Source organism: Halopiger goleimassiliensis (assembly GCF_000455345.1).
Lineage (GTDB): Archaea > Halobacteriota > Halobacteria > Halobacteriales > Natrialbaceae > Halopiger_A > Halopiger_A goleimassiliensis.
Genome location: NZ_HG315691.1, coordinates 714,982 through 741,098, shown reverse-complemented (window position 1 = coordinate 741,098; position 26,117 = coordinate 714,982). Strand labels below are relative to the sequence as shown.

At 65.5% G+C, this 26,117-nt stretch carries 28 protein-coding genes; 11 read left to right on the top strand and 17 right to left on the bottom strand.

Annotation, left to right across the window (positions count from 1 at the left end; translation table 11 throughout):
* Nucleotides 1-64: 64 nt before the first annotated feature.
* The 3 genes from TX79_RS18260 to TX79_RS18250 form a co-directional block, all read right to left on the bottom strand.
* Nucleotides 65-1,876, bottom strand: coding sequence for a hypothetical protein (locus TX79_RS18260; RefSeq protein WP_049929086.1), 1,812 nt, complete (start codon nt 1,874-1,876; stop codon nt 65-67).
* A 296-nt stretch (nt 1,877-2,172) separates the two neighbouring features.
* Nucleotides 2,173-2,763, bottom strand: coding sequence for a GNAT family N-acetyltransferase (locus tag TX79_RS18255; protein ID WP_049929085.1), 591 nt, complete (start codon nt 2,761-2,763; stop codon nt 2,173-2,175).
* 174 nt (nt 2,764-2,937) lie between these two features.
* Complete coding sequence (locus tag TX79_RS18250) at nt 2,938-3,132, bottom strand: cold-shock protein (protein WP_049929084.1); 195 nt, start codon at nt 3,130-3,132, stop codon at nt 2,938-2,940.
* Between the two features lie 927 nt (nt 3,133-4,059).
* Between TX79_RS18250 and TX79_RS18245 the strand changes: the two genes are divergently transcribed.
* Nucleotides 4,060-4,566, top strand: coding sequence for a DedA family protein (locus TX79_RS18245; RefSeq protein ID WP_049929083.1), 507 nt, complete (start codon nt 4,060-4,062; stop codon nt 4,564-4,566).
* Between the two features lie 102 nt (nt 4,567-4,668).
* Here TX79_RS18245 and TX79_RS18240 read toward each other — a convergent pair whose 3' ends face one another.
* A complete protein-coding gene (locus TX79_RS18240) occupies nt 4,669-6,426 on the bottom strand; it encodes a Coenzyme F420 hydrogenase/dehydrogenase, beta subunit C-terminal domain (RefSeq protein WP_049929082.1) in 1,758 nt (585 codons plus the stop codon).
* On the bottom strand, nt 6,416-8,101 hold the full coding sequence (locus TX79_RS18235; RefSeq protein WP_049929081.1) for a nitrite/sulfite reductase: 1,686 nt from the start codon (nt 8,099-8,101) through the stop codon (nt 6,416-6,418). Before TX79_RS18235 ends, TX79_RS18240 begins: the two co-directional genes overlap by 11 nt.
* 400 nt (nt 8,102-8,501) lie before the next feature.
* On the opposite strand from TX79_RS18235, the gene TX79_RS18230 reads away from it, so the two are divergent.
* From TX79_RS18230 to TX79_RS18210, 5 genes are all read left to right on the top strand, one after another.
* Entirely contained in the window at nt 8,502-9,281 is a 780-nt protein-coding gene (locus TX79_RS18230; protein WP_049929080.1) for a helix-turn-helix transcriptional regulator, read from the top strand.
* Between the two features lie 148 nt (nt 9,282-9,429).
* Nucleotides 9,430-10,335 carry a hypothetical protein gene (locus TX79_RS18225; protein WP_049929079.1) on the top strand — a complete coding sequence of 302 codons (906 nt, stop codon included), beginning with the start codon at nt 9,430-9,432 and terminating at the stop codon, nt 10,333-10,335.
* Between the two features lie 42 nt (nt 10,336-10,377).
* Nucleotides 10,378-11,223 (top strand): ABC transporter permease subunit, encoded by an 846-nt coding sequence (locus TX79_RS18220; protein WP_049929078.1) that lies wholly within the window; start codon nt 10,378-10,380, stop codon nt 11,221-11,223.
* Between the two features lies 1 nt (nt 11,224).
* The gene (locus TX79_RS18215) at nt 11,225-12,115 is read left to right on the top strand and encodes an ABC transporter permease (RefSeq protein ID WP_049929077.1); all 891 of its coding nucleotides are present in this window, start codon (nt 11,225-11,227) and stop codon (nt 12,113-12,115) included.
* Nucleotides 12,112-13,020 (top strand): ABC transporter ATP-binding protein, encoded by a 909-nt coding sequence (locus TX79_RS18210; protein WP_049929076.1) that lies wholly within the window; start codon nt 12,112-12,114, stop codon nt 13,018-13,020. The genes TX79_RS18215 and TX79_RS18210 overlap by 4 nt, the downstream gene beginning before the upstream one ends.
* A gap of 48 nt (nt 13,021-13,068) precedes the next feature.
* Here the strand turns inward: TX79_RS18210 and ftsY are convergent, their stop codons facing one another.
* From ftsY to rpl18a, 3 genes are read right to left on the bottom strand one after another with little or no spacing between them, the layout of a single operon-like run.
* Nucleotides 13,069-14,403 (bottom strand): signal recognition particle-docking protein FtsY, encoded by a 1,335-nt coding sequence (gene ftsY, locus TX79_RS18205; protein WP_049929075.1) that lies wholly within the window; start codon nt 14,401-14,403, stop codon nt 13,069-13,071.
* A 9-nt stretch (nt 14,404-14,412) separates the two neighbouring features.
* The gene (gene pfdA / locus TX79_RS18200; protein WP_049929073.1) at nt 14,413-14,862 is read right to left on the bottom strand and encodes a prefoldin subunit alpha; all 450 of its coding nucleotides are present in this window, start codon (nt 14,860-14,862) and stop codon (nt 14,413-14,415) included.
* Entirely contained in the window at nt 14,859-15,032 is a 174-nt protein-coding gene (gene rpl18a / locus TX79_RS18195; RefSeq protein ID WP_049929072.1) for a 50S ribosomal protein L18Ae, read from the bottom strand. The genes pfdA and rpl18a overlap by 4 nt, the downstream gene beginning before the upstream one ends.
* A 144-nt stretch (nt 15,033-15,176) precedes the next feature.
* Here rpl18a and TX79_RS18190 point away from each other — a divergent pair, with 144 nt between their 5' ends.
* Together TX79_RS18190 and TX79_RS18185 are read left to right on the top strand one after the other, a co-directional pair.
* Nucleotides 15,177-16,229 carry a S66 family peptidase gene (locus tag TX79_RS18190; RefSeq protein WP_049929070.1) on the top strand — a complete coding sequence of 351 codons (1,053 nt, stop codon included), beginning with the start codon at nt 15,177-15,179 and terminating at the stop codon, nt 16,227-16,229.
* A 69-nt stretch (nt 16,230-16,298) separates the two neighbouring features.
* A complete protein-coding gene (locus tag TX79_RS18185; RefSeq protein ID WP_049929068.1) occupies nt 16,299-16,610 on the top strand; it encodes an ASCH domain-containing protein in 312 nt (103 codons plus the stop codon).
* Between the two features lie 24 nt (nt 16,611-16,634).
* Here the strand turns inward: TX79_RS18185 and TX79_RS18180 are convergent, their stop codons facing one another.
* From TX79_RS18180 to TX79_RS18140, 9 genes are all read right to left on the bottom strand, one after another.
* On the bottom strand, nt 16,635-17,084 hold the full coding sequence (locus tag TX79_RS18180; RefSeq protein WP_049929067.1) for a hypothetical protein: 450 nt from the start codon (nt 17,082-17,084) through the stop codon (nt 16,635-16,637).
* Nucleotides 17,085-17,087: 3 nt separating this feature from the next.
* Entirely contained in the window at nt 17,088-17,630 is a 543-nt protein-coding gene (locus TX79_RS18175) for a DUF7342 family protein (protein WP_049929066.1), read from the bottom strand.
* Nucleotides 17,631-17,855: 225 nt separating this feature from the next.
* Complete coding sequence (locus TX79_RS18170; protein WP_081655645.1) at nt 17,856-18,170, bottom strand: hypothetical protein; 315 nt, start codon at nt 18,168-18,170, stop codon at nt 17,856-17,858.
* Nucleotides 18,171-18,284: 114 nt separating this feature from the next.
* Entirely contained in the window at nt 18,285-18,950 is a 666-nt protein-coding gene (locus TX79_RS18165; protein WP_049929065.1) for a translation initiation factor IF-6, read from the bottom strand.
* Between the two features lie 2 nt (nt 18,951-18,952).
* On the bottom strand, nt 18,953-19,231 hold the full coding sequence (locus TX79_RS18160) for a 50S ribosomal protein L31e (protein WP_049929064.1): 279 nt from the start codon (nt 19,229-19,231) through the stop codon (nt 18,953-18,955).
* Nucleotides 19,232-19,233: 2 nt separating this feature from the next.
* Complete coding sequence (locus TX79_RS18155) at nt 19,234-19,386, bottom strand: 50S ribosomal protein L39e (protein ID WP_049929063.1); 153 nt, start codon at nt 19,384-19,386, stop codon at nt 19,234-19,236.
* A 155-nt stretch (nt 19,387-19,541) separates the two neighbouring features.
* Nucleotides 19,542-20,102: an RNA 2',3'-cyclic phosphodiesterase gene (gene thpR / locus TX79_RS18150; protein WP_049929062.1), complete on the bottom strand. Its 561-nt coding sequence runs from the start codon at nt 20,100-20,102 to the stop codon at nt 19,542-19,544.
* Nucleotides 20,103-20,177: 75 nt separating this feature from the next.
* The gene (locus TX79_RS18145) at nt 20,178-20,681 is read right to left on the bottom strand and encodes a universal stress protein (protein WP_049929061.1); all 504 of its coding nucleotides are present in this window, start codon (nt 20,679-20,681) and stop codon (nt 20,178-20,180) included.
* Between the two features lie 80 nt (nt 20,682-20,761).
* On the bottom strand, nt 20,762-21,826 hold the full coding sequence (locus TX79_RS18140) for a DUF7524 family protein (RefSeq protein ID WP_049929059.1): 1,065 nt from the start codon (nt 21,824-21,826) through the stop codon (nt 20,762-20,764).
* 242 nt (nt 21,827-22,068) lie between these two features.
* Between TX79_RS18140 and TX79_RS18135 the strand changes: the two genes are divergently transcribed.
* The 3 genes from TX79_RS18135 to TX79_RS18125 all read left to right on the top strand — a co-directional run bounded on the left by TX79_RS18135 (nt 22,069) and on the right by TX79_RS18125 (nt 26,064).
* Nucleotides 22,069-23,361: an amidohydrolase gene (locus TX79_RS18135; protein WP_049929058.1), complete on the top strand. Its 1,293-nt coding sequence runs from the start codon at nt 22,069-22,071 to the stop codon at nt 23,359-23,361.
* Nucleotides 23,362-23,600: 239 nt separating this feature from the next.
* Nucleotides 23,601-24,542, top strand: a complete 942-nt coding sequence (locus TX79_RS18130) for a collagen-like protein (RefSeq protein ID WP_049929057.1) — start codon at nt 23,601-23,603, stop codon at nt 24,540-24,542.
* Between the two features lie 232 nt (nt 24,543-24,774).
* On the top strand, nt 24,775-26,064 hold the full coding sequence (locus TX79_RS18125; RefSeq protein ID WP_049929056.1) for an adenosylhomocysteinase: 1,290 nt from the start codon (nt 24,775-24,777) through the stop codon (nt 26,062-26,064).
* Nucleotides 26,065-26,117: the final 53 nt, after the last annotated feature.

Here is a 26,117-nt window from a genome sequence, read left to right as displayed (position 1 = left end):
CACTAAGCGACTTCGATTGACCGACAGCATCGACGGCGGCACGTCCGAGCCGGGGCCGGTGTGCCTACCGTCGCTCGGCGACGTTCGCCACCGCCAGCGCTCGAACGAGTACGACCGTCCCGAGCGCAATGACCGGCATGAGAAGCATCGTTGCTGCCAGCGGCGGGAGTTCCGAGGGCTGGCTGTACAGGCAACCGACGAATCCCCCGATTATCGCGTATATGGTGATGGGGTCGTGGCTACTCTTGCGTTTGAACCACGTCCCCACCTTCCCGAACGAGAGGGTGATACCGTATTCGGGAACCAGCCACCGTATCGCGAAGCTTACGCTCACGCCGATCACGATGAGAGCGGCCAACTCGACGGTCCGAACGCCACCGACGGCCGTCGTGGAATCGCTGAGCAGTCGCAACGGGTCGACGACGTCTATCCCGCCGTTGAAGGGTGGGTCGATCCCGCCTACGTACCTCGGGACGTACATGATCAGGAAGGACAGATAGAACGACACCAGGATCGGGGAAACCGGGAGTAAAACGCCATCCGGATCGGAGACCGTCTCCGTTTGCCGGACCATCCCCAGCAGTTCCTCGTACTCCTCGTCGTCGTGCCACTCGAGGACGGCATCGCGCTCCATGAGTTCCCGCGCGCGACCGAGATTGCGGGCTTCGACGTGTGCGTGTCCGACCGCAAGGCAAGCGTTCGCGTAGTTCCCCCACACCCACTTCGTGTCCGGGTGGCGATCGAAGAGCCTCTCTAGATCCTCGAGTACGTTCTCGGCTGCGTCGAGCGAGCCCGCGTTCGCGTACGCCTCCGCGAGTTTGTGGAGCGATCGGGCGAGCGCTTCCTGTACCTCGGACTCGTCCCGATGGGACTCGTAGTACTCCCTGAGTCGGTCGATCGTCCCGCCTGCGGCCGTTCGGTCGTCACGCGCTAACTGACAGTCCAGCACGTCGTCGAGCGCCCGCGCCACCCCGGCGGCGACGGCATCGGTCGAACGATTTTCGTACAGTCGTTCCAGGCGTTCGGTCTCGGTTTCGACGGCCTCGAGACGAGCGCGCGTGATCGCGCCCGTCCGTACGGAGCGGGCCCAGGCCAGGTGTCCAGCGACGTCGTCGGTCGGATGATCCTCGTAGAGAGCATCCAGCCGGTCGAGCCACCGTTGCTTTTCGTCCAGCGTCTTCGCCGACACCGTCTTGTCCGAATACAGCGACGCGAGCGCGCTGGCGACGCCGTCGGTCGCATGGTCGTCGTAGAGCGCCTCGACTCGCCGTCGGTTCCGCTCGGTCATTGCGCAGGGACCCTCGTCGTCGCTGTGGCGTGCGTGCTCTTTCGCCTCGCCGGCGAGGGCTGCCGCGAGGTGTTCGGCGATCGTCTCGTCACCTCCGTGCTCGTCGTACAGGTTCCGTATCGCCGTTCGTCGCCGTCGGGCTTCCTCGAAGGCTTCGAGCTTCGCTCTCGCAACTGCGAGGTGCCTGTCGGCGTGTGCGAGTCGTCTGGCGATGGATTTCTCCGGGTAGTCCTCGTAAAACCGTTCCAGCGTCGATCGGTTCTCCTCGAGCCGACGGCAATCCGTCTCGAGATCGTAGATTCCGTCGCGGTTTTCGTAATCGGTCGCGTTTACCAGTGCTCGAGCGTAGGCCGTCCGGACGTCGGGATCGTCGGTTTCGGACGCCAACAACGCCAGTTCCGCGAGGTGCTGGTCTTCGGCGTCGAACCGACCGGCTGCGCCGTGCTCGTCGGCGGCTTCGACGTGCTGTTCGGCCCTCTCCAGCGCCGTCGCGTGGACCTCGACGTCGTCGATCCCGCTCCCCGACTCGTCGTCCCGAGTTCGTTCGGGCGGATCGACGGAGTCGGACGTGTTTCGTTCCCCCGTCATCGATCTCACTGGTAGTTGTCTAATTGCCGCATTTAACAGTTGTTCAATCAATTTCGCGAAACCGCTGATGGTATTGCCACAGCCACGATTGGAGTGGCGACTGCTCGATCCTCCCCGCTGCGACGTAACGTTCCGACGAAAACTCGGACTCGTCACGAGCTGCCGAAACGGTGTGATCGGCTCCGGATCGTCGGTCGGCTCGCGTGGCTCGAGACCGAGTGGTTCGACGGCGCGCTGGCCAAACCGCGGCAGGGAGGCTGCGAAGCGAGTTCGGTCAGCACCGGTGACCAGCGACCCTACTCGTCCGATCGAGCGACGGCGTCGACGTCGACCAACTCGAGTTCGGAAAACGGCGTGATCGGCTCCGGATCGTCGGCCTTCTCGTGGATCGAGCGACGCCACCAGGCCACGTCGTGCCAGTCGCCTTCCGTGTAGCCCATCGCGGGGAAGTCGACGACCCGGTCGAACCCCAGCCGTTCGTGGAAGGCGACCGTCGCCGGGTTCGGCAGCGTCGTCACCGCGTAGGCGTCGCAAACGCCCTGTCGCTCGAGCACGTCGAACAGTGACTCGTAAAGGACCCGACCGACGCCGGTCCCGCGAGCGTCCGCGGCGACGTAGACCGACAGTTCGACGACCCACTGGTAGGCGCGGCGCTTGCGGAGTTTGCTCGCGTACGCGTAGCCGACGACCTCCCCCTCGCGCTCGCAGACGAGCCACGGATAGGTCTCGAGCGTCGACTCGATGCGCTCGACCAGTTCGGCTTCCGTCGGCGGCGTCTCCTCGAACGTGACCGCCGACGACTCACAGAATGGCGCGTAGATGTCGCGGATGGCCCCGGCGTCCGAGGGCTCCGCGACGCGAACGCGCTGGTCCGACGCGTCGTCCATAGCAGTCCGAGCGTTCGCTCGCGTCGGGATAAGTCCGCTGAATCCACGGCGGTCTCGAGGAGGATACTCGAGAGGAGGGGTGACTGCGACTCGAGCGCGACCGCTCTCGAGTACGTGATCGCTCAAAAAACGCGTTCCGTACGGACCGTCGGAACCGACGGCCGCGGGACGGAGTTAGTTGCGGACGACGTTCGTCGCGCGGGGGCCCTTGGGGGCCTGTTCGATGTCGAATTCGATCTCTTCGCCTTCTTCGAGGTCCGGACCGCCGACGTCTTCCATGTGGAAGAACACGTCATCGTCCGCGTCGTCCGTCGAAATGAAACCGTAGCCGCCAGTGTGGTTGAAGAAGTCAACCTTACCGTTTGCCATTACAAACAGACGTAGGCTCGGTACGGGGATAAGGGTTCCGAGAGTCGTGGTACCACGATCGAACCGGTCAGTCGTCGCGGACGGTCATGGAACGGACCATTGTGGGGGCTCGTCTATCCCGAATGCTCGAGGACGTGATCGAAAACGAACAACGGCCGGCTCGAGACCGCCGGCTAGCGAACGGTGAGTACCGTAGAACGACGTTCGTCCGTCGTATCTTCACCTTGTGACCAGAGACACTTAAAGGACCGTCGAGTCCTCGTCAGTACGGACGGAGGGAATCCGAGACTGAAGGCGAGCGATCGTGAACGCCGACGGTAGCGACTGCGGATCGAGAGTACGAAAAACGGCGACTTCCCGTCATAGCTCTACCTTGTGACCAGAGGCACTTAAAGGAGGAGCGGTTGTGCTCACGCGGATCGGTCGGACAGTCAACGGCCCAGACACAGTCGACCCGCTCGAGATTCTATCGTCGACGGCGGTATCGAGAACCGGCGCTGGAGGTAGCAATCGTTACGAACTCGAAAACGCGGAGAATGACGATTTCCCGTCGTATCTTCACTTTGTGACCAGAACCACTTAAAGAGCGAGCAGTACCGAGTTAGCGACGACCGGAACCGTGCTGAGAACGTGGACGGAACGAGTTCCTGTTTCCCCGGTGAGTGCAACAGGGTGTCGTCATGCTCGGCGTAGTTCGTGTAGTCGTGGAACCCGCGCCTGTCGAAATCGAGCGGGTACACGAGGCGGCTTCGACGCTGCGTTCGAAACCGACGCTGTGATCGACGCTGACGCCGCGATCGACGGCGACAGTATCGAAACCACCTCGACTTCGCCGACTACTGGCCGTAGAATCTTCTTCAGACGGGAAGGTGTCGAAAACGAAACAGGGATACGATCTGCCGACAGAAAACGAGTAACAGACGTGGCATGATCGAAACGGTCGTCGACGCCGGATACTCGTTCCTGCTTTCGTTCGGGTTGCCCGCGCTGTTCGTGCTGTTCGTCGTCAAGGGCGCGATCATCGGCAAGTTGTTTCCCACGTCGGTCTTTCTCCCCGGCTATCTCGTCGCTATTTCGGCGTCGCGTCGCACGATCGTACTCGGCATTCTCGTGGCGTCGGTCGGATACGCCTGCGGACAACTGCTGATCTACTGGGTGGCTGCGGTCTACGGAGTCGACGCGGTGCGATCGATCCCTCGCGTCACCGTCTCCGACGAGCAGTTGGATCGCGCCGAACGGCTCTTTCACCGCTACAGCGGGGCCGGAATCGTCGTCACGAATCTGGTGCCGTACGTCGGGAGTTTCATCATGATTCCGGCCGGAATCGCCGGCTATCCGGTCTCGCGAGCGGCGTTCTACGCGTTCACGTCGACGGTGGTGAACTACGTGCTCATCGTCTGGGTGGTCGTCGGCTCGGTCCGGCTCTTCACGTGATCGGCTTCGTCGCGGTGACGACGCCGATCCGGGGATTGGTGATCGCCGATCCGCCCGACCCCCGAGAAGACGACCCGAACGGACTGCCCGCCGAGCACCACGTCAGTGCGCCTGATCGTGGGGGTTCAGCGCCGTGCCGTAGTTCTCGGCGTGATCCGTGTAGTCGATGAACCGTGGCGCGTCGGGGTCGAACGGCCGCTCGAGGCTCTCGAAGGCCTTCTTCTTGTCCCAGCCCTGAAGCTTGCCGATGGCCGAACGGTCCTCTAAGTCGTGGTAGTCGAGGTTCGGCTCGGTCAATTCCCAGGCGTTCATCCCCTGCTCGGTGCGAATGATGACGCTCGAGTACTCGTCGGAGGAGCCGACGGAGCCGACCGTGATATCCGAACAGAAGCCGGTGAAGTCGGCACACTCGTCACAGCCCTTCAAGGCGGCGTCGTGGAAGTTCTCGACGTCCTCTTCGAGGATCATCTCGCCGTCGTGGTCGTAGACCATCATCTTGCCGTGGAGGACGTCCATCTTGCCGATCTCGTCGGGCGAGATACCGCGTTGCTCCTCGAGTTGCTCGCCCATGAGGCTGTAGTAGTTGAAGTTCTTCGTACACATCAGCGAGATCGTGTACTCGACCGCGCTGATGCCCTCGTTTTGGGCCTGGTAATCCCAGTCGAAGTTCTGCAGGGCGCGGATGCCCTCGATCTCACAGGGGGTACCGACGAGCGCCAGCGAGAGGTCCTCCCAGTCCTCGTCCGGGAGCTTGTGCTCCCACTGTTTCAGGTCGAGGTTGCCGAGCGCGAGGGTCTGGTTGTAGACGGTACCCGCGTTCTCGATGAGTTCTTCCTCGGTGGTCGCGAGGAAGCTCTCGGCCTTCCAGGGCTCCTCGTCGCTTTCGGTCGCGATCAGCGCGCCGTCGATCTCGCCCTCCTCGAGCAGCGTCGCGAGGATGCCGGTGACGACGCCGCCGTCCTGGGCCTGGTCGGTCCAGTCGTCCTCGACCTTCGCGGAGAACTCCGTGATCGGGTCGCCAGCGCCCGTGACGTTGTCCTCGCCGCCGGTAACCACCCACTGGCGCTCGTAGCGCATCCCGCCGCGGGGACAGAAGTCCCAGCACAGCGAACAGCCGGTGCACATCTTCACCAGCTTGGGCAGGTCGTCCGCGCCGACGCCGATGGAGTCCGAGGGACAGGCGGCGACGCAGGTTCCACACTGGATACAGCGACCCTCCCGGATCACCGCCTCGTCGAGTTCCATGAACCAGGTCTTCTCGTCCGGCGTCTCGATGTCGTTCATCTCCGACCGGATGGAGTAGTCGGGCGTCTCGAGGTCGACCCCCTCCGGGACGCCGACGCGAGTATCGGGTGCGTCGTCGTAGACGTCCTGACTGACGCCCTCGGCGGGCTCGGTGAACTCGAGGTCGCCGAGTTCGCCCTTCTCGTCGACGTTTGCGGCACCCGCACCGTCGGTGGCGACCTGCGGAGTCCCCGCTTCGGAGTCGACCGCCGTCTCACCGCAGGTGCAGTCGTCGAGCGAGCAGGACTCGCTGTTCTCGTCGGTCGCGATTGCGCCGTCACGAGTCGGTGCGGTTTCCTCGTGCGACCGGGACGCGAAACCGTTCGGCTCGAGGTACTGGACGGTCTCCTCGTCGTCCGTCCGCGATTCGGGAACCCCCGGGAAGGGCCGTTCGTCCTTGCGGCTCGCGGCTTCGCCGTCTTCTCGCGGACTTCGCCCGCTCGAACGGTCCGCGGAGCTTCGCTCCGCGCTACTCGCTCCATCCGAGGACTCGCTTCGCTCGCCCTCGCGGCTCGCGGCTTTGCCGCTCGATTCGTCCGAGGCCTCACTACGTTCGGCCACGCTATCAATCCCCATGGGCGACACCTCGCGCAACCGGCGCGTCAGCGCCTTGCATGATCCGCCGGAGTCGCTCGTTGTCGACGCGGCGGGTCCACTCGTAGAACCGCTCGCCGTCCTCGCGCTCGTCGCTGTAGGCCTCGAACAGTTGCTCGAGGGCCGGGATCACGGACTGGGCGGGCACGGCGTTTTCCACCCAGTCTAAGAACTCGTTGTCGGCACCGAGCGAGCCGCCGAGCCCGAAGTCCATCCCCTCGACGATGTCCGATCCGTCTTCGTCGTCCAGCTTGACGGTCTCGCCGCGGAAGCCGATGTCCGCGATCTGGGGCTGGGCGCAGGACGCGGAACAGCCGGACATGTGCATCCGGATGGCCTCGATGTCGTCGGGGACGTCGATACGCTCGTCGAGTTCGCGGGCCCAGCGCTTGGTGCGCTTTTTGGTCTCGATGATCGCGTAGTTACAGAACTCGTTGCCCGTACAGCCGACCGCACCGCGGGAGAACGGCCCCGGATCGGGGCTGTACTCCTGGGCGAACGGCTCCGCGAGGAGGTCGTCGACGTTCTCCTCGGGGATGTGGGTGATGAGGAAGTTCTGGTCCGTCGCGAGGCGGATCGAGGCGTCCTCGGTGCCGTACTTCTTGGCGGCGCGGGCCGCCTCGGCGAACTCGTCGCCGCCCATGCGGCCGGCGATCACGTTGAAGCCGACGTATTTGAGCCCGTCCTGCTTCTGGTCGTGGACGCCGACGTGGTCGCCCTGGTAGCCGACGGTCAGGTTCTCGCCGCCCGCGGGGAGATCGACCTGACAGCGGTCGCGGATCGCCTCCTCGAATTTCTCGGGACCCAGCTGCTCGACGAGGTAGCGCATCCGGCAGACGCCGCGGTTGTTGCGGTCGCCGATCTCCTTGAACGTCTGGGCGACGGCGCGGCAGAACTCGACGGCGTCCTCCGGCGGGACGAAGACGTCGAGTTCGGAGGCCATGCGCGGGCCGTCCGAGAGGCCGCCGCCGACGCGGGCGTGGAAGCCGTAGTAGTACTCGCCGTCGATCTCCTTCCTCGCGGGGACGAGCCCGACGTCGTTGATCTGGGACTGCGCGCAGTCGTGGGCACAGCCGGTGATGGTCATCTTGAACTTCCGCGGGAGGTTGGCGTACTCGCGGTTGTTCGTGAAGTAATCCGAGACGGCGTCGATGACCGGCTGGGCGTTGAAACACTCGTGGTCGTCGAGCCCGGCGGCGGGGCAACCCAGCACGTTCCGGGCGGAGTCGCCACAGCCCTGGATCGTCGTCAGGCCGACCTCGTCGTAGCGCTCCCACATCTCCGGGACGTCCTCGACGCGGATCCAGTGTTTCTGGATGTCCTGGCGGGTCGTGATGTCGAGGTAGGCGTCGCCCCAGAGCTCGTTCTGTTCCGCGCCGCCGTACTCCTCGGGGGCGGTGGCGTAGTCGGCGGCGCACTCGCCGATGACCTCGGCCTGCTCGGGCGTGAGTTTCCCGCCCGGGACCTTGGTCCGGATCATGAAGTAGCCCGCCTGCTTCTGGGCGTACATGCCGGCCCACTTCAGGCGCTCCCACTCGCCGCCGCCGGCGCGGTCCTCGATCTCCTCGAAGGTCAGGCCTTCCTCGGCGTACGCGTAGACGTCCTCGACGACGTCGAGGGGGTGTTTCTCCTGTTTGTGCTGTTCGACCGTATTCATGCGTACCACCGCCGGCCGTCGCGCCGGGCCGGGGACGCGACCGTAGACGTGCCGTCAATACCCATCGTATCCCGGCAATCACGACCCCGAACTATACGTCCGCGCGATGGGGCGAAACGTGACGGCGGTCCCTCTATGCGGTAAGTGTTGCCTGAAGATGTGGCGGTTTGGACACCCGCGAACGGAAACTGCCGGATAGGCGGTCAGACGAAGCGGTTTCGTCGAGAGCTTCGGATGTCCCGTCACGGGTCACGGCAAGTATTCCCGAAAAAACGCACCGCGAGTGCGCCACTGCTCGTGAACGTCAATGACGACGCGCATTGACCGACGGTTATCGCGTCACGGCCGATCGGCCCCCACTTGAGGAAATTATTTATGGAAATTCGTAGTGGAATTTCGCATGGACGGCCTCGAGACCCTCGGCTCGCTCGTTCGATCGCCGAACAAAGTACAACTTCTCGAGCGACTGTCTGCCGAACCGACAACGGCGGACGAACTCGCGGAGGCGTACGACGTCCATCGTCGAACGATCGTCCGCAACCTCAATGACCTCGAAGCGAGCGGGTGGGTCGTCACGGACGGCCGAATGTACCGTCTTGCGCCGGCAACCCGCGTGTTTCTCCCGGATCTACTCGACGTCATCCGTGACGTCGATACCGCATCTCGGCTGGTGACGTTCTTCGAATGCGTGTCCTCCGATACGGTTGACATCCCCATCGCCGCACTCGAAGACGCCACCGTGGTTAGTACCGATTCAAACGCCGAACGCGAACCGCTGTCAACTGCCTGTGAGACGGTTTCGGCGTCGACGAACGTCCGAGCGGTGGTCCCCGTATTATCCCCGATGATCGCCGAAGTGTTCGGGACAGCGATCGAGAACGATTCACTCACCGAAACGATCCTCGCAGTCGATGTCGCCGACACGCTGCGCAGTATGTCGGGCCACGGCCTCTACGCCGAGTTCAAGGCAAACGACGTCCGCGTGTACGTTACCGACAGCACACATTCGCATGGCCTGATCATGACGGATCGTTCGGTGCTGATCGTCGGTTACGACGATGGCATCGCACGGGTACTCGTTCGGGGTGACTCCCCCGAATTCAGAGAGTGGGCAATGGGAATGTTAGACCGGCAGCGGACAGCCGCACGGCCCGTTCCTACACTCACTGAAGAAGGATAAGTCACGCCACAGTCTCGACTCAGTTTTTCGTCACCGACTTACCCGCCCTGGAGTTTGCTTTCCGCCGCCGCATGCTGTCGCGACGACAGCCGGTGTCTATTCTACAGGGAATGTCATTATTTCCAATACCTATGTATTGAAGGCTGCGATGGTTCGAGAAAAACCACTTTCCAGACGAAGTGTAATACAATCGGTTGGCGGTACAGTCGTTGGCATTGGTACACTCGGAGCGTTCTCAAGTCCCGGTAGTGCCTCGAGCGATAATCGAGTCACGTTCACCGTTGACGTAGACGAGTACGAGTTCGTCGACCGCGCATCGCTAACGATCGAAGATCGATCGAACCGGTGGCTCGTTCGGGAATCAGTCTCAGTAACGACGCCGGCAGACGCACCACTACAACAATACAACGTGACCCTGAAGAGCGATCTGCTTGAGGAGTACGAACGCGACGGTGGCGCGGATCGGTCGGACGGGCCTCGCAGACACGACAGCGAAGAACTCCCGTCAGTCACCGACCTCAAGAAGGAAGCCGAAGCAACCCTCGAGGTGGAAACGCTCGACGAAAATGCGACGGACGCTGTCACCTCGAACGAAGACGTTACGACGGCTGACGATACCTGGAGCGGTCTCCAACTGGTCACAGCCTCGCAGTTCTGTGGTGACCTAGCCAGGTCACAACTCAACGTCAATTGGGAACACCACGTTCCGAACCCACAGATGCAGTACAGCGAATACCACGATCACTTCTTCTCGACGTGGTCCGTAGACGGTGCGGAGTGTAACTTCCCGGACTACGATATCTTCGCGACGACCTGGCACGTCGACGACGAAAGCGACACCGCCGGGAACGTGGGTGATGGCAGCATTGAGGCCGACGGCGAAGCGGAGTACTACAACACCGACTTCCCGATGCCTGGTTCCGGGACGCACTACGCTGACCACACCGCATCGGTTGACATCTCCTACTACGGATCGGTCACCCGCTATTGGGACCGAACCCACGAAGGGACCTACGCGTGGGTTCTCGATAAACCGTCCGTCACTACGTGGTAATGACCGTAAGATATACGCCTCAACCAATATAGTGACAAGGCGATGCGAACGCCGACCGTCCGGCGAGAGATTCATCGATTTTCCCGCTCGAGATGGGCGTGGACCTGCTGGCTCGTCGTCACGGCGTTGCTGGTCGTTGCGGTCGTCCGAGCGTCGCCGCCACAGTCCGTCGGATCGGTCGACGTCCACCCGATTCTGTTCGTCCTGTTCGCCCCGGCAGGTGCGACGTTCGAGGCCGTAGTTCGCACGTTCGTCTCGGCACTTGTCCTGGTACCGCTCGTCGCGTTCGTTCACAGCCACAGCGCCATCGCCGAGGAACGCGAGACGGGCCGGCTTCGCGTGCTGCTCACGATGCCGTGCTCGAGACGGGAACTGTACGAGGCGAAACTGCTCGGCCGGTCGGTGACGTTTCTCGGGCCGCTCGTCGGCACGCTGGGTGCGGTCGGTCTCGCACTCGTGGCCACCACCGGCACCGTCGCGGGCGGATACGGCTACGTCGTCGCGGCGGCATGCCTGCTCGGCCTCGCCTGCGTCAGCATCGGCGTCGCGATTTCGGCAGCCGCGTCGACGACGAACCGGGCCGTCGCGGCGTTCTTCGCCGTGTACGCGGGGATGCTAGTCGCCTATCCGATCACCGTCCTCCGCTCGGCGCTCCCGTACGGGCTCGTCGTTCTCGATCCGCTCTTTGCGGCGGCGGCCCTGTTGACCAACAGCAGTCCCCACGTCGGGATGCCGGGAGCGGTCGAAGGGGGCGCAACCGACTTCGTGACGGCGGCCCCGGTGCCCGTATACCTGACCGACTGGTTTCTCGTGGCCGTCCTGCTCGGCTGGACGGTCGTCCCGGCGGTGATCGGCCGGTGGTGGCTCACCAGACCCGACCTTTCGTGACATGTCGATATCCACGCTCGCCACGACAGAAGCCAGACGCGTGCGCCGCTCGAGAGCCTTCGCCGTCCTCGTCGCTGCCCTCGTCGTCGCTCCTCTCGTGATCGTGGCGATGGCGTCCCCGGAAGCGTTCTCCGGCGCGTACTTTCACCGTTCTCGGACGGTTCCCGAGGAGTCGATCGTCGTGTTGCACCTCGCGAGTCCGACCTGGCTCGTCTTCTCCGTTTCGCTCGTCGTCCCCCTGCTCGGGTTGCTGCTTGGCTCGAGCGCGATCGTCGACGAGCGGCTGACCGGTCGCGTTCGGACGACGCTGACGACCCCCTGTTCGCGCCGGGCGCTGGTCGCTGGGACGCTCCTCGGCCGGGCGTTGGCACTCGCGGCGGCGATCGGCGTCGGATTGAGCGTCGCTGCGATCGCCGCCTACGCCCGGTTCGGGGTCGTCCCCGCCACCACGTACTGGCGGTTCGTCCTCGTGACGATCCTCTATGGCTGGCTGTTCATCGCCATCGGTACCGCACTCTCGGCGCTGTTCGCAACGAAGCGACGGACCGTCGTCGGGGCCGTCGCGACGTACGTGCTCCTGTCCCCGATCGGTTGGAACGCGCTCGTCGCCGGCGTTCCGGCCCTCGACGCGCCACGGATGCGGGCGCTCGAACCGACGACGGGCTACGCGATCCTCGTCACCGGCGGCGATCCGGCCCTCGAGGCGACGGCCCGCGTCGACGCGGCACTCGGCCCCGGACAGACGACGCCGTTCGAGGCCTGGGCGTCGATCCCGGACCAAGTCCCCGTCGTGCTGACCACGTGGGGGGCGACCTCGTTGCTGATCGGATGGTTCCTCGCCGCCGTACTCGTCGCGACCGTCGCGTTCGAACGAACGGACCTACACAGATGACCGCACTCACCACCACGGACCTGACCAAACGGTACGGCTCGACGACTGCGATCGACTCGGTCTCGCTCACGGTCGACTCGGGCACCGTCTTCGGTCTCCTCGGACCGAACGGAGCCGGAAAGTCGACGCTGATCGACCTGCTGCTGGACTTCGTCCGCCCGGACGCGGGGACGGCGACGGTACTCGGACTCGATCCGCGAACGGACGCGGTCGAGATCCGTCGCCGAACGGGCGTGTTACCCGACGGATTCGCAGCGTATCCGCACCTCACCGGTGAAGAACACCTCGCGTTTACGATCGAGATGCACGACGCCGACGACGACCCGGCGGCGCTCCTCGAACGGGTCGGCCTCGCGGACGCCGCCTCCCGGCCCGCCGCGGAGTACTCGACCGGCATGACCCAGCGACTGGGGCTCGCCATGGCGCTGGTCGGCGATCCCGACCTCCTCGTGCTCGACGAACCGTCCGCCGGACTCGATCCGAACGGCGTCACCCGGCTCCGGGAGATCGTGCGGACGGAACGCGAGCGCGGCGCGACCGTCGTCTTCTCGAGTCACGTCCTGCCGCAGGTCGAGGCCGTCTGTGACGACGTCGCGATCGTCGACGACGGCCGACTCGTCGCCGAGGGACCGCTCGAGGAGCTTCGAGCCGGCACCGGTGACGCAACCAGGCTCACCGTGAGGGTAACCGCACCGCCGCCGTCGACCGCACTCGAGGCAGTTCGCGCGCTTCCGGCCGTCGACGCGGCGTCCGCAAACGAGGAGACACTCGAGGTCTCCCTCACCGATTCGGCGGGACGAACGCCAGTGTTGACGACCCTCGACGACCACGGCGTCGACGTCGTCGATTTCGAGACCGAATCGAACACGCTCGCGGACGTGTTCGCCCACCACGTAACCGAGTAAGAGAGGCAAAAAGCGATCGGTCGACGACCCCCGCAGCGTCGACGCCCGTCAGGAGTCGTCCTCGAGCAGTCGATCCACCATCTCGTCGGGATCGAACCGCTCGAGGTCGTCGTACCCCTGCCCGACGCCGAGGAACAGGATCGGCTTCCCGGTGACGTGGGCGATCGAGATCGCCGCGCCGCCGTTGGAGTCGGCGTCGGCCTTCGTCAGGATCGCGCCGTCGATCTCCGCGGCCTCGTTGAACTCGCGGGCGCGGTTGACGGCGTCCTGGCCCGCCACCGCCTCGTCGACGAACAGCGTCAGGTCGGGGTCGACGACGCGGTCGATCTTCTCGAGCTGGTCCATCAGGCCCTCGTTGGTGTGGAGCCGACCGGCGGTGTCGCCGAGAACGATATCGACGTCGTTGGCCTCGGCGTACTCGACGCCGTCGTACAGGACTGCGGCGGGGTCGCCGCCCTGTTCGTGGGTGATGAGCTTCGTGTCGAGCGCGTCGGCGTGTTCCTCGATCTGTTCGTTCGCGCCGGCGCGGTAGGTGTCGCCGTTGGCCATCACCGTCGAGTAGCCCCGCTGTTCGAAGTAGCGGCTCAGCTTGGCGATCGAGGTCGTCTTCCCGACGCCGTTGACGCCGGTGAAGACGATGGTGACCGGTTTCTCCGCGTCGGCGATCCGCTGGTCGAAGTCGAACTGGCCGACGCTGATCACGTCGTGGATCGCCTCGCGAAGGGCGTCCTCGACGACCTCGCCCGTCGAGGTCGTGAAGGTCCGGGTCTCGCCGACCAGTTCGTCCCGGATGGTGTCGAGGATCTCCTGGGCGACGTTCATCTCGACGTCGCTCGAGAGCAGCGCCATCTCGAGTTCGTAGAGCGGATCTTCGAGGTCTTCCTCCTCGATGACGAACTTGCCCTTGACGAGGGACTTGGCCTTGCGGCCGAAGCCGGTGGAGTTGTTCCCGCTCTCGTCTCCGTCTTCCTCGTCGTCTTCCTCCGCCGGTTCGGGCTCGGACTCGAGATCCGCCTCGGCGTCGGCCGCTGTGGCGTCAGCCGTCGCCGACGGTTCGGCCGTCGCGTCGGGTTCTGCGTGTTCGTCGTCGGCCACCGTCGCGTCGGCGGCCGTCGCCGGCTCGGTCTCGGTTCCCGTCCGGGCCTCCGCCGTATCGGTCGCGGCGGCAGCCTCGGGTTCGGCCCGGGGTTCCGCCTCGGCGTCGGCTCCCGGTTCGGGGGTAGTATCGGGGGCTTCCGCGGCCTCGGCGTCGGCCTCGAGGTCGGCGTCCGCCAGCTCCTCCTCGTCGAGTTCGTCCTCGTCGACTTCTTCGACGTTCTCCTCGGCCGCCTCCTCGGCGTCCTTGCGGAAGCTCCCCAGTTTCTCCTTCAGGTTGTCGAACATGGGTCGGCGTTACTGGTCGTCCTGCCCCTGGCCACCCATTCCCTGAAGCTGCTGTTGCATCGCCTGCTGCTGGAGTTGCTGGGCCTGTTGCTCGAGTTCCTCGCTCTCGGTCTCGAGTTCGGCGATCTCCGCGTTGAGTTCGTCGATCCGGTCGTCGAGGTGCGCTTTCTTGTTCTCGAGGGCAGAGACGGCGTCGTCCTCCTCGAGTTCGGCGGCGTAGTCCGCACCGAGATCGACGATCACTTCGTCGATGTCCTCGATCGTCGCCCGGAGGTAGGCACCCCCGCCGATCGGGACCTGCACCGTCGAGTCCGTCTCGAGGGTCTCGAGGGCATCGATCGCCTCGTCGACCTCCGATTTTTCCTCCTGGACGGCCTCGACGTTCGTCTGGAGGGCTTCGATTTGCTGTTGAATCTCCTGGAGTTCCTGGGAGAGCTGCTGGAGCTGTTGCTGGCTCATTGGGTTACCTCCTCGAGTTCGATCTGCGTCCGCTTGAGCCCGTGCTGGCTCCCGAGCTGGGCGTAGGCGTGTTCACGGGCGACGTCTTCGTTCTCGGCGTCGATCGTCTTCTCGAACTCCGCGAAGCCGTCGCGGGTCTTGAACCGACCGGTAACCGTAAACTGGCTCATGTCACTCACTCCGGCAGGCAGTCGGAAGAATCTTCCCTTCCGTCGGAAGGCGCGCGTCCGGAGTCGCCCGCTGTCCGAACAGTGCTCGACGTCCACACACCACACGTACCTTGAAGACGGACCGACAAGTCAGAAACGATCGACATGGTCGATTTCGTCACGCCACCGCCGCTCGAGCCCGGAGATAAGGTCGCAATCGTCGCACCTTCCTCCGGTCTTGCGGCGGCCTTCCCGCACGTCTACGAGCGTGGTCTCGAGCGAATCCGGTCGGTATTCGACCTCGAACCGGTCGAATACCCGACGGCAACGATGGACCACGAGACACTCTCAGAACACCCCGAACAGCGAGCGCAGGACGTCGAACGCGCGTTCGCGGATCCCGATATTCGCGGCGTGATCGCGACGATCGGCGGCAACGATCAGCTCCGGATCCTCAAGCACCTGGACGGGGACGTCCTCCGGGAGAACCCCACTCGATTCTACGGCACCAGCGACAACACGAACCTCGCGCAGTTCCTCTGGAACCACGGCATCGTCTCGTACTACGGCGGGAACGTGCTCACCGAGTTCGCGTTTCCGGGGGCGTTCCCCGACTACCTGGCGTCCAGCATTCGATCGGCACTGTTCGAGGACTCGATCGGCCCCATCGATCCCGCATCCGAATTCACGGACCAGGACCTCGAGTGGGCAGATCCCGACAACCTCGAGCGATCGCCGGAGATGGAGGAGAACCCGGGCTGGTCGTGGCACGGCGGGGACGAGCCCGTCGAGGGGCGAACCTGGGGCGGCAGCTTCGAGGTCACCGCTCTCCAGTTGACCACGGATCGGTACGCGCCGTCGCCCGAGGCACTCGAGGGGACGGTGTTGCTGCTCGAGACGTCGGAAGAGTTGCCCGAGCCCCCTGTCGTTCGTCGGAAGCTGTTGGCGATGGGCGAACGAGGGTTGCTCGAACGGTTCGCCGGCGTCCTCGTCGGCCGGGTCAAAGCCCGCTCGCACCGCGTCGACCGGTCGCGCGAGGAGCGCGAGGCCTACCGGGAGCGAATCCACGAGGCGATCCTCGACGTCGTCACGCGATACAACGAGAGCGCACCGATCGTCCTCGGCGTCGACTTCGGTCACACGAACCCTATCGTCCCCGTTCCGATCGGCGGGACCGTGACGATCGACCCGGAAACCGAACGGATCGCGTTCGAGTGAGACGGACCGACCACTGGACGCCGGGACCACACGACAAACGGCTTTAGCCGCGACGCCGTACTCACAGCTATGAGCGAAATCGAACCCGGCGAGTTGCTCCCGAACGACCGGATGCAACGGGACGCCCTCGAGGGCGAGGTCACACAGATCCACCGCGGCCACCAGTACGCCGCGGAGGGCGACACGTTCACCATCGACGGGACGACGTTCGAGGTGACCGACGTCACCGAACGAACGCTGGGGGACCTCACCGACGAGGACGCCCAGGCGGAGGGAATGGACGACCTCGAGGCTTACCGCCGGTTGCTCGAGCGCGCCCACGAGAACTTCGCGTGGGACGACGATAGCGAGGTCGTGTTACACGAGTTCGAGCGGCGATAACGGTGCGGACGGAAGAACGGCTGGCTACGCCGGCTCAGTGTACGTCGGAAGAACCTCCTCGAACAGCGACTCGACGATCTCCCAGAGCACGAGGGAAGGCGTTTCGTGATCGAACTCGACGCCTCGACGATCCGTTTCGTCGCCGACGGCGACCTGAACGTGTGCGTAGCCGAGGTCGGGGTGGTCCTCGTCCTGGTGCCAGCCTGCGTGGAAGCCGGTGTTCGGATCGCTGTAGTCGACGTGGAACCAATCGCGGGGCGTCTGTCGATACCACTTCACAGTGAGTTCGGGCGATTCGGGACCAGTCGGTGGGTCGAGCCGGTGTGGATCGACGGTTGCCCGGAGCGACCTCGCTTCGATTTCGTTCGGAACGTACTCGACCAACTCGACCTGCGGAGCCCGCTCGAGGACGTCCCGTTTGAGCTGTTCGTACAGTTGCGCGTTCGGGTCGCCTCCGGGATGTGGAACCGACATCCATCACCCGTTGACCGCTACGCCGTTCGCGTCCGGCGCGAGGAAATCCCACTCGCGGATCGTGAAGCCGACGATCTCGATCCGGTGCTCGAGGCGTTCCCATTCGCGGGCGATTTCTCGGCGTCGAGCTTCGGCCTCGGGATCGAGCTCGTCATCGGCGATCGTCGCCCGGAGCTGGTTGGGTGAGTCGACGTCGAACTCGGCCTTCCACTCCCGGATGTCGGCTTTCATCTCTGCGACTCGATCGGTCAGATCCTCGACCGAGTGCCCGCTGTCCCGAAGCCGCGTCGCTTCCGCGATCGCCTGTCGTCGATAATCCGGATAGTACGTCGTGTGCGCCCCGCTTTCGTCACGACGAAGCACACCGTCGTCGACGAGTCGCTCGAGAACTCGTTTCGTCGGCTCGTGCGACCAGTCGGCCTCCGACGCGATCCAGTTCGCCGTTCGGGGTTCGGCGAGCTGTCGAGCGACCATCCGCACGCGGTCCTGGCCAGTCGTCTGTCGCTCCGCCAGTCCGGCTTCGTCGTCCGACGGTTGGTCACTCATATCCGACGATACGGAGTGTGTCCTGATATAAGTTGAGGGAGGTCGTGCTATACCGAACTACAGAACGAGCGTTCTCGAGACGTATCGGCGACGACTCGGTCGTGCAGCAAACGATCAGTGAGAGAACGAGTTCTAAGGAGAAACCGCGGTATACGGTCTGCGAGTTACCGGTGTGCTTTCGGGACGGACAGCGGTCGCGTCCAAACTGGCGTCCAGCATCTCGTATCAATCGTCGGTACCGCCGAACGACTGGTGGGGACCCTCGACGGTCGTCTTCCGGGAACGACGCAGTCGAAACGACAGACCGTTCGGCGACCGGAAGGCCGCGATCAGCCACCACATGACGCCGGTCGCGACCAGTCCGACCGCCGCGAGGTACATCCCCAACGAGGCGAAGGTGACCGCGTACACCGCGCCGAGGGCCATCTTCGGGAGACTCGTTACGAGCGGAATCCGCGCCTCGACGTCTCGAGCGGCGGGAACGAGGACGACCACCGTGAGCAAACTCCCGACCAAGAAGATCAGATCCTGCCAAGCCATAGAGTGTGTACTCGGTCTCGAGTAAATGTAGTTGCCGGTGGCGACACCGGCGATCGGCCACCAGACGGTCGCCACGATCGGCAGCCGGCGGAAGAGTGCTCGAGTCGCCGCGAGTCAGTCGATGTAGCCCAGTGCGTCTTCGATCCGGCCGAGTTCGGGACCGGTGGTGTCCTCGCCGACGACGTAGCCGCCCGCGTTCGCGATCAGTCCCGAGCCGACCAGCGGCGCGCCGTAGTTGACCGTGCCGACGTCGGCCCGGACGTCGAGCGCCTCCTCGAGGAAATCCAGTTCCTCGTCGGTCGCCTTCGGGTGACAGAGCACCCCCTCGTTCGTCGCGACGGCAGCCGTCCCGACGGTCCGGACGCCCGCGAGGTCGCCGCGTTCGACCGGCACCTCGAGGGCGTCCGCGACGAGTCGAACCGTCTCCCGGGGGAGGTCGGGGTGGACGTACGCGCCGTAGTCGTTGGCCAGCACGACGTTGCCGGCGGCGTTGATCTTCCCCGGAAGCTCCGTGACGGGGACGTCGAGGGCTTCCTCGAGCCGGTCGCGTTCGTACTCGAGGACCCGGGAACTGACGAGCAGTCCGTTCTCGTTGCCCGTCGCTAACGCGCCGACCGTCGAGGAGCCACCGACGGTCGTCTGGATCGCGGACGCGTCGAGTTCCGCTTCCAGGTCGGCGACCACGTCGTCGTCGACGTCGGGACGAACGAGCACGCTCGAGTCGGTCGCCGTCGCGAAGACGCCGACGTAGGCCGACCCGGCGAAGGCGAGACGTTGCAAGTTTAGTCGGCGACCTCGGCCTCGACGACGGCCTCACCCTCTTCGTCGAAGCGGGCCGCTCGCACGCGCAGTTTGCGCGGCGGGTTGGACCGGCCGTTCGACCAGACCGCTTCGTTGATCGAGGGGTCGAGGCGGACCGCGTCCTCGTCGACCGCGAAGTGTTTCGCGAGGTGTTCGCGGACCAGTCGCATCGCCAGATCCGCGGCCTCGTGGTTCGCTCCCTTCTTGACGTCCCGCAGCGGGACCGTTACGACGCGTTCTTCGAAGTCGCTTGCACTCATGATTACTCGTCGGTGTCGCTACGTCGCCAGTTGCGTCGCTTCGGGTTCCGCGTCGTTTCCATGTCCGTCTTGAGCATGACCCACGTCGGAACGCGGCTGTTCTGCTTGTCGAGTTTGGCGAGGCGCTTTTTCTTGCCCTTCGATTTCTTACCCATAGTAGCCGAACGTAGCCCACGCTGGCTTAAAATCTTGTCCATCTGGTGGACGCCGGTCTGCCGCCGCTCCGCCGCGCGAACGCGGCCGCTCGAGCCGTCGAACGGGCCACATAGCGCCAGTTCGTCGGAGGTACCGTCGAACCCGGCGACACAAGTTACTCCGCGAGCGGGAACGAGGCAACCGTCGAATACACCGGCCCGTCGTCGGTCAGCGTGCTCTCGGTCAGTCGGATCTCCTCGACGGTCGTCTCGCCGACGGTCGGATCGCGCTCCCGGACGAGGTCCTGGACGAGGTCCTTGCCGCCGGCGTGTTCCATCCGCGCGAGCGTGACGTGGGGCGTAAAGTCGTGGTCCTCCGGGTCGAACCCCATCGCCGTCGTCCGCTCCTCGACGGCCTCGTGGAGGCGCGTCAGTCGCTCGCCGCCCTCCTCGACGCCGAACCAGACGACGCTGATGTACTCGAGGCTCGGGAAGACCCCGAGTCCCCCGTAGCGCACCGTGAAGGGGTCGACCCCCGCGTCGTCGACGGCGGCCGCCAGTTCGCGCTCGAGGGCGGGGACGCGGTCCTCGTCCACGTCGCCGAGGAACTTCAGGGTGACGTGGGCCTGTTCGGGATCGGTGACGTTGAGGCCGCTCGCGTCCGCGAACTCCGCCTGCAGGTCGGCGACCGCCGACGCCATCTCGTCGGGCAGGTCGACGCTGACGAACAGTCGCATACGCGTGGCTCGTACGGCGAGTCCAAAACCCGTTGCGGTGGCCCGCTCGAGCGCGTGGTTCGGTCGCTCGAACGATCAATCGTCCCTCCGAAACCCCGACGGATACGACGCCTCGTCCCCCCGCACGGAAGCGATCTTCGAGGGGCGACGGTGGCGAACGATCACGACGTCGTAGGCCTCGTCCGCGGCCACGCTCGTGCCGACCGTCGCCATCGCGTTGACGACTCGTCCCGCGTTCTCGCTGCCGACGACGACCATCGAGGCGTCGACCTCCCGCGCCAGCTGGCGGATCCGCTTCGAGATCGTTCCCGACGGCGCGTACCGGTCGACGAGGGCGTGCCTGAAGTTCGCGGCCGGGTGGAGGTCCGTCACCTGCCGGTGGAGCGTCGCCACGACCGCCTCGAGGTCGTACGCCTCCTCCGGGCCGATCCAGCCCCGTTCCCGCGCGTACTCGGCGTTTCCCTCGGGAATCACGCTCACCGCCAGCACCGGCTCCTCGAGTGCGTCACTGAACTCCGCCGCGCGGACGAGCGCGGCTTCGGCGAGGTCGGAGCCGTCGAAGGGAACGACGAACGTCATACGTCGATCTTACACCGTACCGACAAAAACCGCCCGTCGATTCCTGCGAACTGGTACCGCTTCGAGACCGACCGCCGGTGCTACGGGATCCGGGTCAGGCCCTCGGACCCGACCCCCGGATCGGAGTAGAGTATCTCGAGGAGCGTCGACGTGACGTACGCCTCGACGAAGGCCGCGAGCACGAGCAACAGCCAGGCGAACGCGACGAGGGCGACCGTTCGGGCGAGGTACGGTTTCGTGACGAACGCGTCGCGACTGCCGAGGAGACGTTCGCCGAACCGATAGATGAGCCGGAACCCGACCCCGGAGGCGATAAACAGCGCGGCCAGTTCGAAGACCCCGTGTGGAACCAGGCCGACGATGATGAAGTCGACGCCGACGTCACCGGCGACGGCGGCACCGAGGTTTCCGACGATGATGCCGTTGAAGACCATGACGAACGCCGTCAGCAGGCCGAGCGAGAGCGCGCCGACGATCGAGAGGAAGAACGGCTGACTGTTGTTCACGACGAACCACGTCGCCGTAATCTGGATCTCGCCGGAGCCCTCCGCGGGGAGCAGGTCCTCGAACTCCTCGGCGAACAGTTCGGCGATCATCTCGAGCAGGTCGACGCCCGCGAACAGCAGGAGGGCACCGATCCCGATGCCGACCGCGAACAGCCCGGTCGCGAACAGGGTGTAGCGTCTGTGTTCCGCCCAGCCCGCCGAGAGGGTCGCGACGAGGCGCGACTCCGACTGCCAGGTGAGGCCAGCCAGTGCGAGAAAGCCGACGCCGAGCAGTCCCGCGCCGGCGACGGGATCGAACCCGTCCGCCGTGACGGCGATCACGCCCGCCGTGGCGAGCGCCGTCAGCGAGAGCGCGACCAGCAGGACCGTCCAGTTCCGGTCGGCGTTCGGACCCGGATCCGGCCCCGTCGCGACCGGGTCCCGGTCGGGATCCCGCTCCGGCGGCTCCGACGCCGACTCGTCGAGGTCGACCGTAATGCGGCGGTCGGCGGTCGATTCGTCCGCTCGGGACGACGTCTCGTCGACGGGCTGGTGATCGCGGCCGAACTCGTCGGCCCCGTCGTCCGCGGGGACCTCGCGGGGACGATCCGGGTCAGGATCGTCCGCTCCCGTCCGGTCGCCGTCCTCGGCTCCAGTCATGGCCGATACTTCGGCGAAACGAGGGATAAATCCGCCGACTACTGCCATCGCGCTCGAGCGACGGGCGGTGACCGACGCTCGAGACGCCACTCGCCCCGGCGCTGTTCGGAATCGAAATCGCCGGACACGAGCGCGGTGTTCCAGGCGAAACGAGGGGGTGCTCGCGGCGGGAACGCCGTCGACGGACACAACGTCCGGTCGGGATCGACAGTATAAGGCGCTCGCGGGAGAACCTCCCGGCGATGACGACGCTCTCGGTCACCGGCGGGCACGTCCTGTTGCCCGACGCGTCGGTGACGCGTGCGGACGTACTGATCGATCAGGAGCGCGGCGAGATCCTCGAGATCGGGGCCGACCTCGCAGGCGACGAGACGCTGGACGCGAGCGACGCGCTCGTGACGCCCGGCTTCGTCAACGGTCACTGTCACGTCGCGATGACGCTGTTGCGCGGCTACGCCGACGACAAGCCGCTGGACGCGTGGCTGCAGGAGGACATCTGGCCCGCCGAGGCAGAACTGACCGCCGAAGACGTTCGCGTCGGCACGGAACTGGGGCTGGTCGAGATGATCAAGTCGGGGACGACGGCCTTCGCGGACATGTACTTCCACGTCCCCGAGATCGCCGCCGCGGTCGAAGAGGCGGGCCTGCGCGCTCGCCTCGGTCACGGCGTCGTCACCGTCGTCAAGGACGACGAGGAGGCGCGCGCAGACATGGAAACCAGCCTCGAGATCGCCGCGGAGTACGACGGCGCGGCCGACGGCCGCATCTCCACGGCCTTCATGCCCCACTCGCTGACCACGGTCGGCACGGAGTACCTCGAGGAGTTCGTCCCGCGGGCCCGCGAAATCGGCGTGCCGATCCACTACCACGCCAACGAGACCGAGGACGAGGTGACGCCGATCGTCGAGGACCGGGGCGTGCGCCCCCTCGAATACGCCGCCGAACGCGGCATGCTCGAACCCGAGGACTTCGTGGCCCACGGCGTCCACGTCGACGAGCGCGAGACCGAACTGCTCGCGGAGGCGGGCACGGGCGTGATCCACTGCCCGGCCTCGAACATGAAACTCGCCAGCGGAATGGCACCCGTCCAGCGCATGCGCGAGGCGGGCGTCACCGTCGGCCTCGGTACCGACGGCGCGGCCTCGAACAACGACCTCTCGATGCTCGACGAGGCCCGCGACGCGGCCATGCTCGGCAAACTCGCCGCCGCGGACGCGTCGGCGGTGCCGGCCGAAGCGGTAGCGGAGATGCTGACCGCGGACAGCGCCGACGCCATCGGCCTCGAGACCGGTCGCCTCGAGGCGGGCGCGCCCGCCGACCTCGCGGTGATCGACCTCGAGACCTCCCACCTGACGCCCCGGCACGACCTCGTGAGCCACCTCGCGTACGCCGCCGCGGCCGCTGACGTCCGCCACACCGTCTGCGACGGGCAGGTACTCATGCGCGACCGCGAAGTCCTGACGCTCGACGAGCGAGCGATCCGGGAACGGGCGCTCGAGGCGGGGAAGGCCCTCGTCGGCCGCGTCGAGGGTTGAGACGGCGGCTCCAGGCAGATTCCCGAAAACGGGTCGATCGAGGAAGATTGATCACCGACCCGGTCAGACTGGCGCTCGGCGGTGCCCGAACGGCCGTTCGTATCGGATTTCGTGAACGGCACTAAACCCTCAGAGAGGTTTTTGAACAGTTTAACTTTCTCTCGTCTGGTTTCGAGAACAGCAAACCGTTCCAAACCGCCGGCCGGGTTTATTCACCGAAACGTGAACGTCACGACCGGATGATCAGGTGGAAACAACTCGCAGTAGCACTTTCGATCGCGATGGTACTGACCGCGATCGCCCCCATGGGGGCGGCCGCGGCCGAACCGGATCACGAGGAGATTTCGCTGGCAGTATCGGACGACGGAGTCGTCTCGGTGACCGCAGACGGGACGCCCGTCGAGAACGCGACCGTCGAGGTCGTCAGTGACGAGGAGTACGCGGGCACGGGAACGTACGCGACCGACGCCGACGGCGAAGTCGCGCTTCCCGCACCCGACGAGACGGTCGAGGTGACGGTAACGGCCTCGACGACCGAAACCAGCGTCGAACTGACGACGACGCTCGAGCCGGAGACCGTCGACGAGCTCTCGATCGGCGTCAGCCAGAACGAGGACGTCGTCGTGAGTGTCACCGACGGAAACGAGAGCGCCGTCGCGAACGCGACGCTCGACGTAAGCGACGCCGACGAGAACGCGACCTACGCCGAGACCGGCCAGTATACGACGGACGCCAGCGGAACCGTACCCCTCGCCGCACCGAACGAGACGGTCGACGTCACGTTCACGGCGTCGACCGACGACGCCTCAGCCGAGACGACGGTCACGCTCGAGGGCAGTGCGGACGAGCCCGAGAGCTTCGGCCAGCTCGTCTCGTCGTTCGTCCAGAACCTCGAGACTGACGGCCCGGCAGGCCTCTCGGTCTCGGAGTTCGTCCTCGAACACAACCCGGGTAACGCGCCGGATCACGCCGGCCCGCCGGGTGAGGACGGGAAGCAGGGTCCGCCGGACCACGCCGGCCCGTCGCACGACGATGACGACCAGCGAGGGCCGCCGGCCCACGCCGGTCCGTCCGACGACGAGGACGACGAGGACGAAGACGAGGAAGACGACGATGACGACGATGACGACGATGACGAAGACGGTGGTGGCCCGCCGGACCACGCCGGTCCGAACCGCTGACACCTGCTCATCCACGACCGAGTGACGTCGGACGACGGAACCGAGTGGACGATGTCAGAGGCACGTGCCGTCGCCGGCGTTCGTGGACACACACTGCCGGACGATCCGGTCCGGTAGCTCACCCCGAGCAGCAATCGATCGATACCCCGCGACCGCACGTCCGGGGTATCACGGGCGTCCCTCATCGGGACGCTTCGGTAGCGTTTTTGCGTCGGTGGCTCTCTATCGAGCTATGACCGACGCCAGGTATCCGACGATCACCGAACAGCTGGACGACCCGGACGCCGCTCGCGAGGAGGGGCGTCGCAAGATGGACTGGGCCGCCCAGCACATGCCCATTCTCGAGCACGTCCGCGAGGAGTTCGTCGACGAGCAGCCTTTCGAGGGCGAGCGCATCGCGATGGCGATGCACGTCGAAGCCAAGACGGCGATCCTCGTCGAGACGCTCGCGGAAGGCGGGGCCGACGTCGCCGTCACGGGCTGTAACCCGCTGTCGACTCACGACGACGTCTCGGCGGCGCTGGACGCCCACGAGTCGATTACCAGCTACGCGAAACGCGGCGTCGACGACGAGGAGTACTACGCCGCCATCGAGGCCGTCATCGGCCACGAGCCGACGATCACCGTCGACGACGGGATGGATCTGGTCGCCGCGATCCACGAGGAGTACCCCGAACTGATCGACGGCATCGTCGGCGGCGCGGAGGAGACGACCACGGGCGTCCACCGCCTGCGCGCGATGGACGACGACGGGGCCTTAGAGTACCCCGTCTTCGCCGTGAACGACACCCCCATGAAGCGGCTGTTCGACAACGTCCACGGCACGGGCGAATCGTCCCTCGCGTCGATCGCGATGACCACGAACCTCTCGTGGGCCGGGAAGAACGTGGTCGTCGCGGGCTACGGCTACTGCGGCAAGGGCGTCGCGAAGAAGGCCGCGGGCCAGAACGCCAACGTCATCGTCACCGAAGTCGAGCCCCGCCGCGCCCTCGAGGCCCACATGGAGGGCTACGAGGTCATGCCGATGGACGAGGCCGCCGCGGTCGGCGACGTCTTCCTGACGACGACCGGCAACCGCGACGTCATCGTCGAGGAGCACTTCGAGAAGATGCAGGACGGCGTCCTGCTGGCGAACGCGGGCCACTTCGACATCGAGATCGATCTGGACGCGCTCGACGACCTCGCGGTCGACCGCTACGAGGCCCGCGACGGCGTCGAGGCCTACGAACTCGAGGACGGCCGCCGGCTGAACGTCATCGCCGAAGGTCGGCTGGTCAACCTAGCCGCGCCCGTCTCGCTGGGCCACCCCGTCGAGGTGATGGACCAGTCGTTCGGGATCCAGGCCGTCTGCGTGCGCGAACTGGTCGAGAACGGTGAGGCCTACGAGGCGGGCGTCCACGACGTGCCCGACGAACTCGACAAGGAAATCGCCGAGATCAAACTCGAGGCCGAGGGCGTCGAGTTCGACTCGCTGACCGACACCCAGCGCGAGTACATGGACTCCTGGGACCACGGGACGTAGACGGAGCGAACGGGGTCGACGCGGAGGGGGCGGCGACGGGCGCTCGAGCCGCG

Bases quoted from the DNA above. Each gene is read 5' to 3' on its own strand.
- TX79_RS18260 (WP_049929086.1), bottom strand. From the start codon at position 1,876: ATGACGGGGGAACGAAACACGTCCGACTCCGTCGATCCGCCCGAACGA.
- TX79_RS18255 (WP_049929085.1), bottom strand. From the start codon at position 2,763: ATGGACGACGCGTCGGACCAGCGCGTTCGCGTCGCGGAGCCCTCGGAC.
- TX79_RS18250 (WP_049929084.1), bottom strand. From the start codon at position 3,132: ATGGCAAACGGTAAGGTTGACTTCTTCAACCACACTGGCGGCTACGGT.
- TX79_RS18245 (WP_049929083.1), top strand. From the start codon at position 4,060: ATGATCGAAACGGTCGTCGACGCCGGATACTCGTTCCTGCTTTCGTTC.
- TX79_RS18240 (WP_049929082.1), bottom strand. From the start codon at position 6,426: ATGGGGATTGATAGCGTGGCCGAACGTAGTGAGGCCTCGGACGAATCG.
- TX79_RS18235 (WP_049929081.1), bottom strand. From the start codon at position 8,101: ATGAATACGGTCGAACAGCACAAACAGGAGAAACACCCCCTCGACGTC.
- TX79_RS18230 (WP_049929080.1), top strand. From the start codon at position 8,502: ATGGACGGCCTCGAGACCCTCGGCTCGCTCGTTCGATCGCCGAACAAA.
- TX79_RS18225 (WP_049929079.1), top strand. From the start codon at position 9,430: ATGGTTCGAGAAAAACCACTTTCCAGACGAAGTGTAATACAATCGGTT.
- TX79_RS18220 (WP_049929078.1), top strand. From the start codon at position 10,378: ATGCGAACGCCGACCGTCCGGCGAGAGATTCATCGATTTTCCCGCTCG.
- TX79_RS18215 (WP_049929077.1), top strand. From the start codon at position 11,225: ATGTCGATATCCACGCTCGCCACGACAGAAGCCAGACGCGTGCGCCGC.
- TX79_RS18210 (WP_049929076.1), top strand. From the start codon at position 12,112: ATGACCGCACTCACCACCACGGACCTGACCAAACGGTACGGCTCGACG.
- ftsY (WP_049929075.1), bottom strand. From the start codon at position 14,403: ATGTTCGACAACCTGAAGGAGAAACTGGGGAGCTTCCGCAAGGACGCC.
- pfdA (WP_049929073.1), bottom strand. From the start codon at position 14,862: ATGAGCCAGCAACAGCTCCAGCAGCTCTCCCAGGAACTCCAGGAGATT.
- rpl18a (WP_049929072.1), bottom strand. From the start codon at position 15,032: ATGAGCCAGTTTACGGTTACCGGTCGGTTCAAGACCCGCGACGGCTTC.
- TX79_RS18190 (WP_049929070.1), top strand. From the start codon at position 15,177: ATGGTCGATTTCGTCACGCCACCGCCGCTCGAGCCCGGAGATAAGGTC.
- TX79_RS18185 (WP_049929068.1), top strand. From the start codon at position 16,299: ATGAGCGAAATCGAACCCGGCGAGTTGCTCCCGAACGACCGGATGCAA.
- TX79_RS18180 (WP_049929067.1), bottom strand. From the start codon at position 17,084: ATGTCGGTTCCACATCCCGGAGGCGACCCGAACGCGCAACTGTACGAA.
- TX79_RS18175 (WP_049929066.1), bottom strand. From the start codon at position 17,630: ATGAGTGACCAACCGTCGGACGACGAAGCCGGACTGGCGGAGCGACAG.
- TX79_RS18170 (WP_081655645.1), bottom strand. From the start codon at position 18,170: ATGGCTTGGCAGGATCTGATCTTCTTGGTCGGGAGTTTGCTCACGGTG.
- TX79_RS18160 (WP_049929064.1), bottom strand. From the start codon at position 19,231: ATGAGTGCAAGCGACTTCGAAGAACGCGTCGTAACGGTCCCGCTGCGG.
- TX79_RS18155 (WP_049929063.1), bottom strand. From the start codon at position 19,386: ATGGGTAAGAAATCGAAGGGCAAGAAAAAGCGCCTCGCCAAACTCGAC.
- thpR (WP_049929062.1), bottom strand. From the start codon at position 20,102: ATGCGACTGTTCGTCAGCGTCGACCTGCCCGACGAGATGGCGTCGGCG.
- TX79_RS18145 (WP_049929061.1), bottom strand. From the start codon at position 20,681: ATGACGTTCGTCGTTCCCTTCGACGGCTCCGACCTCGCCGAAGCCGCG.
- TX79_RS18140 (WP_049929059.1), bottom strand. From the start codon at position 21,826: ATGACTGGAGCCGAGGACGGCGACCGGACGGGAGCGGACGATCCTGAC.
- TX79_RS18135 (WP_049929058.1), top strand. From the start codon at position 22,069: ATGACGACGCTCTCGGTCACCGGCGGGCACGTCCTGTTGCCCGACGCG.
- TX79_RS18130 (WP_049929057.1), top strand. From the start codon at position 23,601: ATGATCAGGTGGAAACAACTCGCAGTAGCACTTTCGATCGCGATGGTA.
- TX79_RS18125 (WP_049929056.1), top strand. From the start codon at position 24,775: ATGACCGACGCCAGGTATCCGACGATCACCGAACAGCTGGACGACCCG.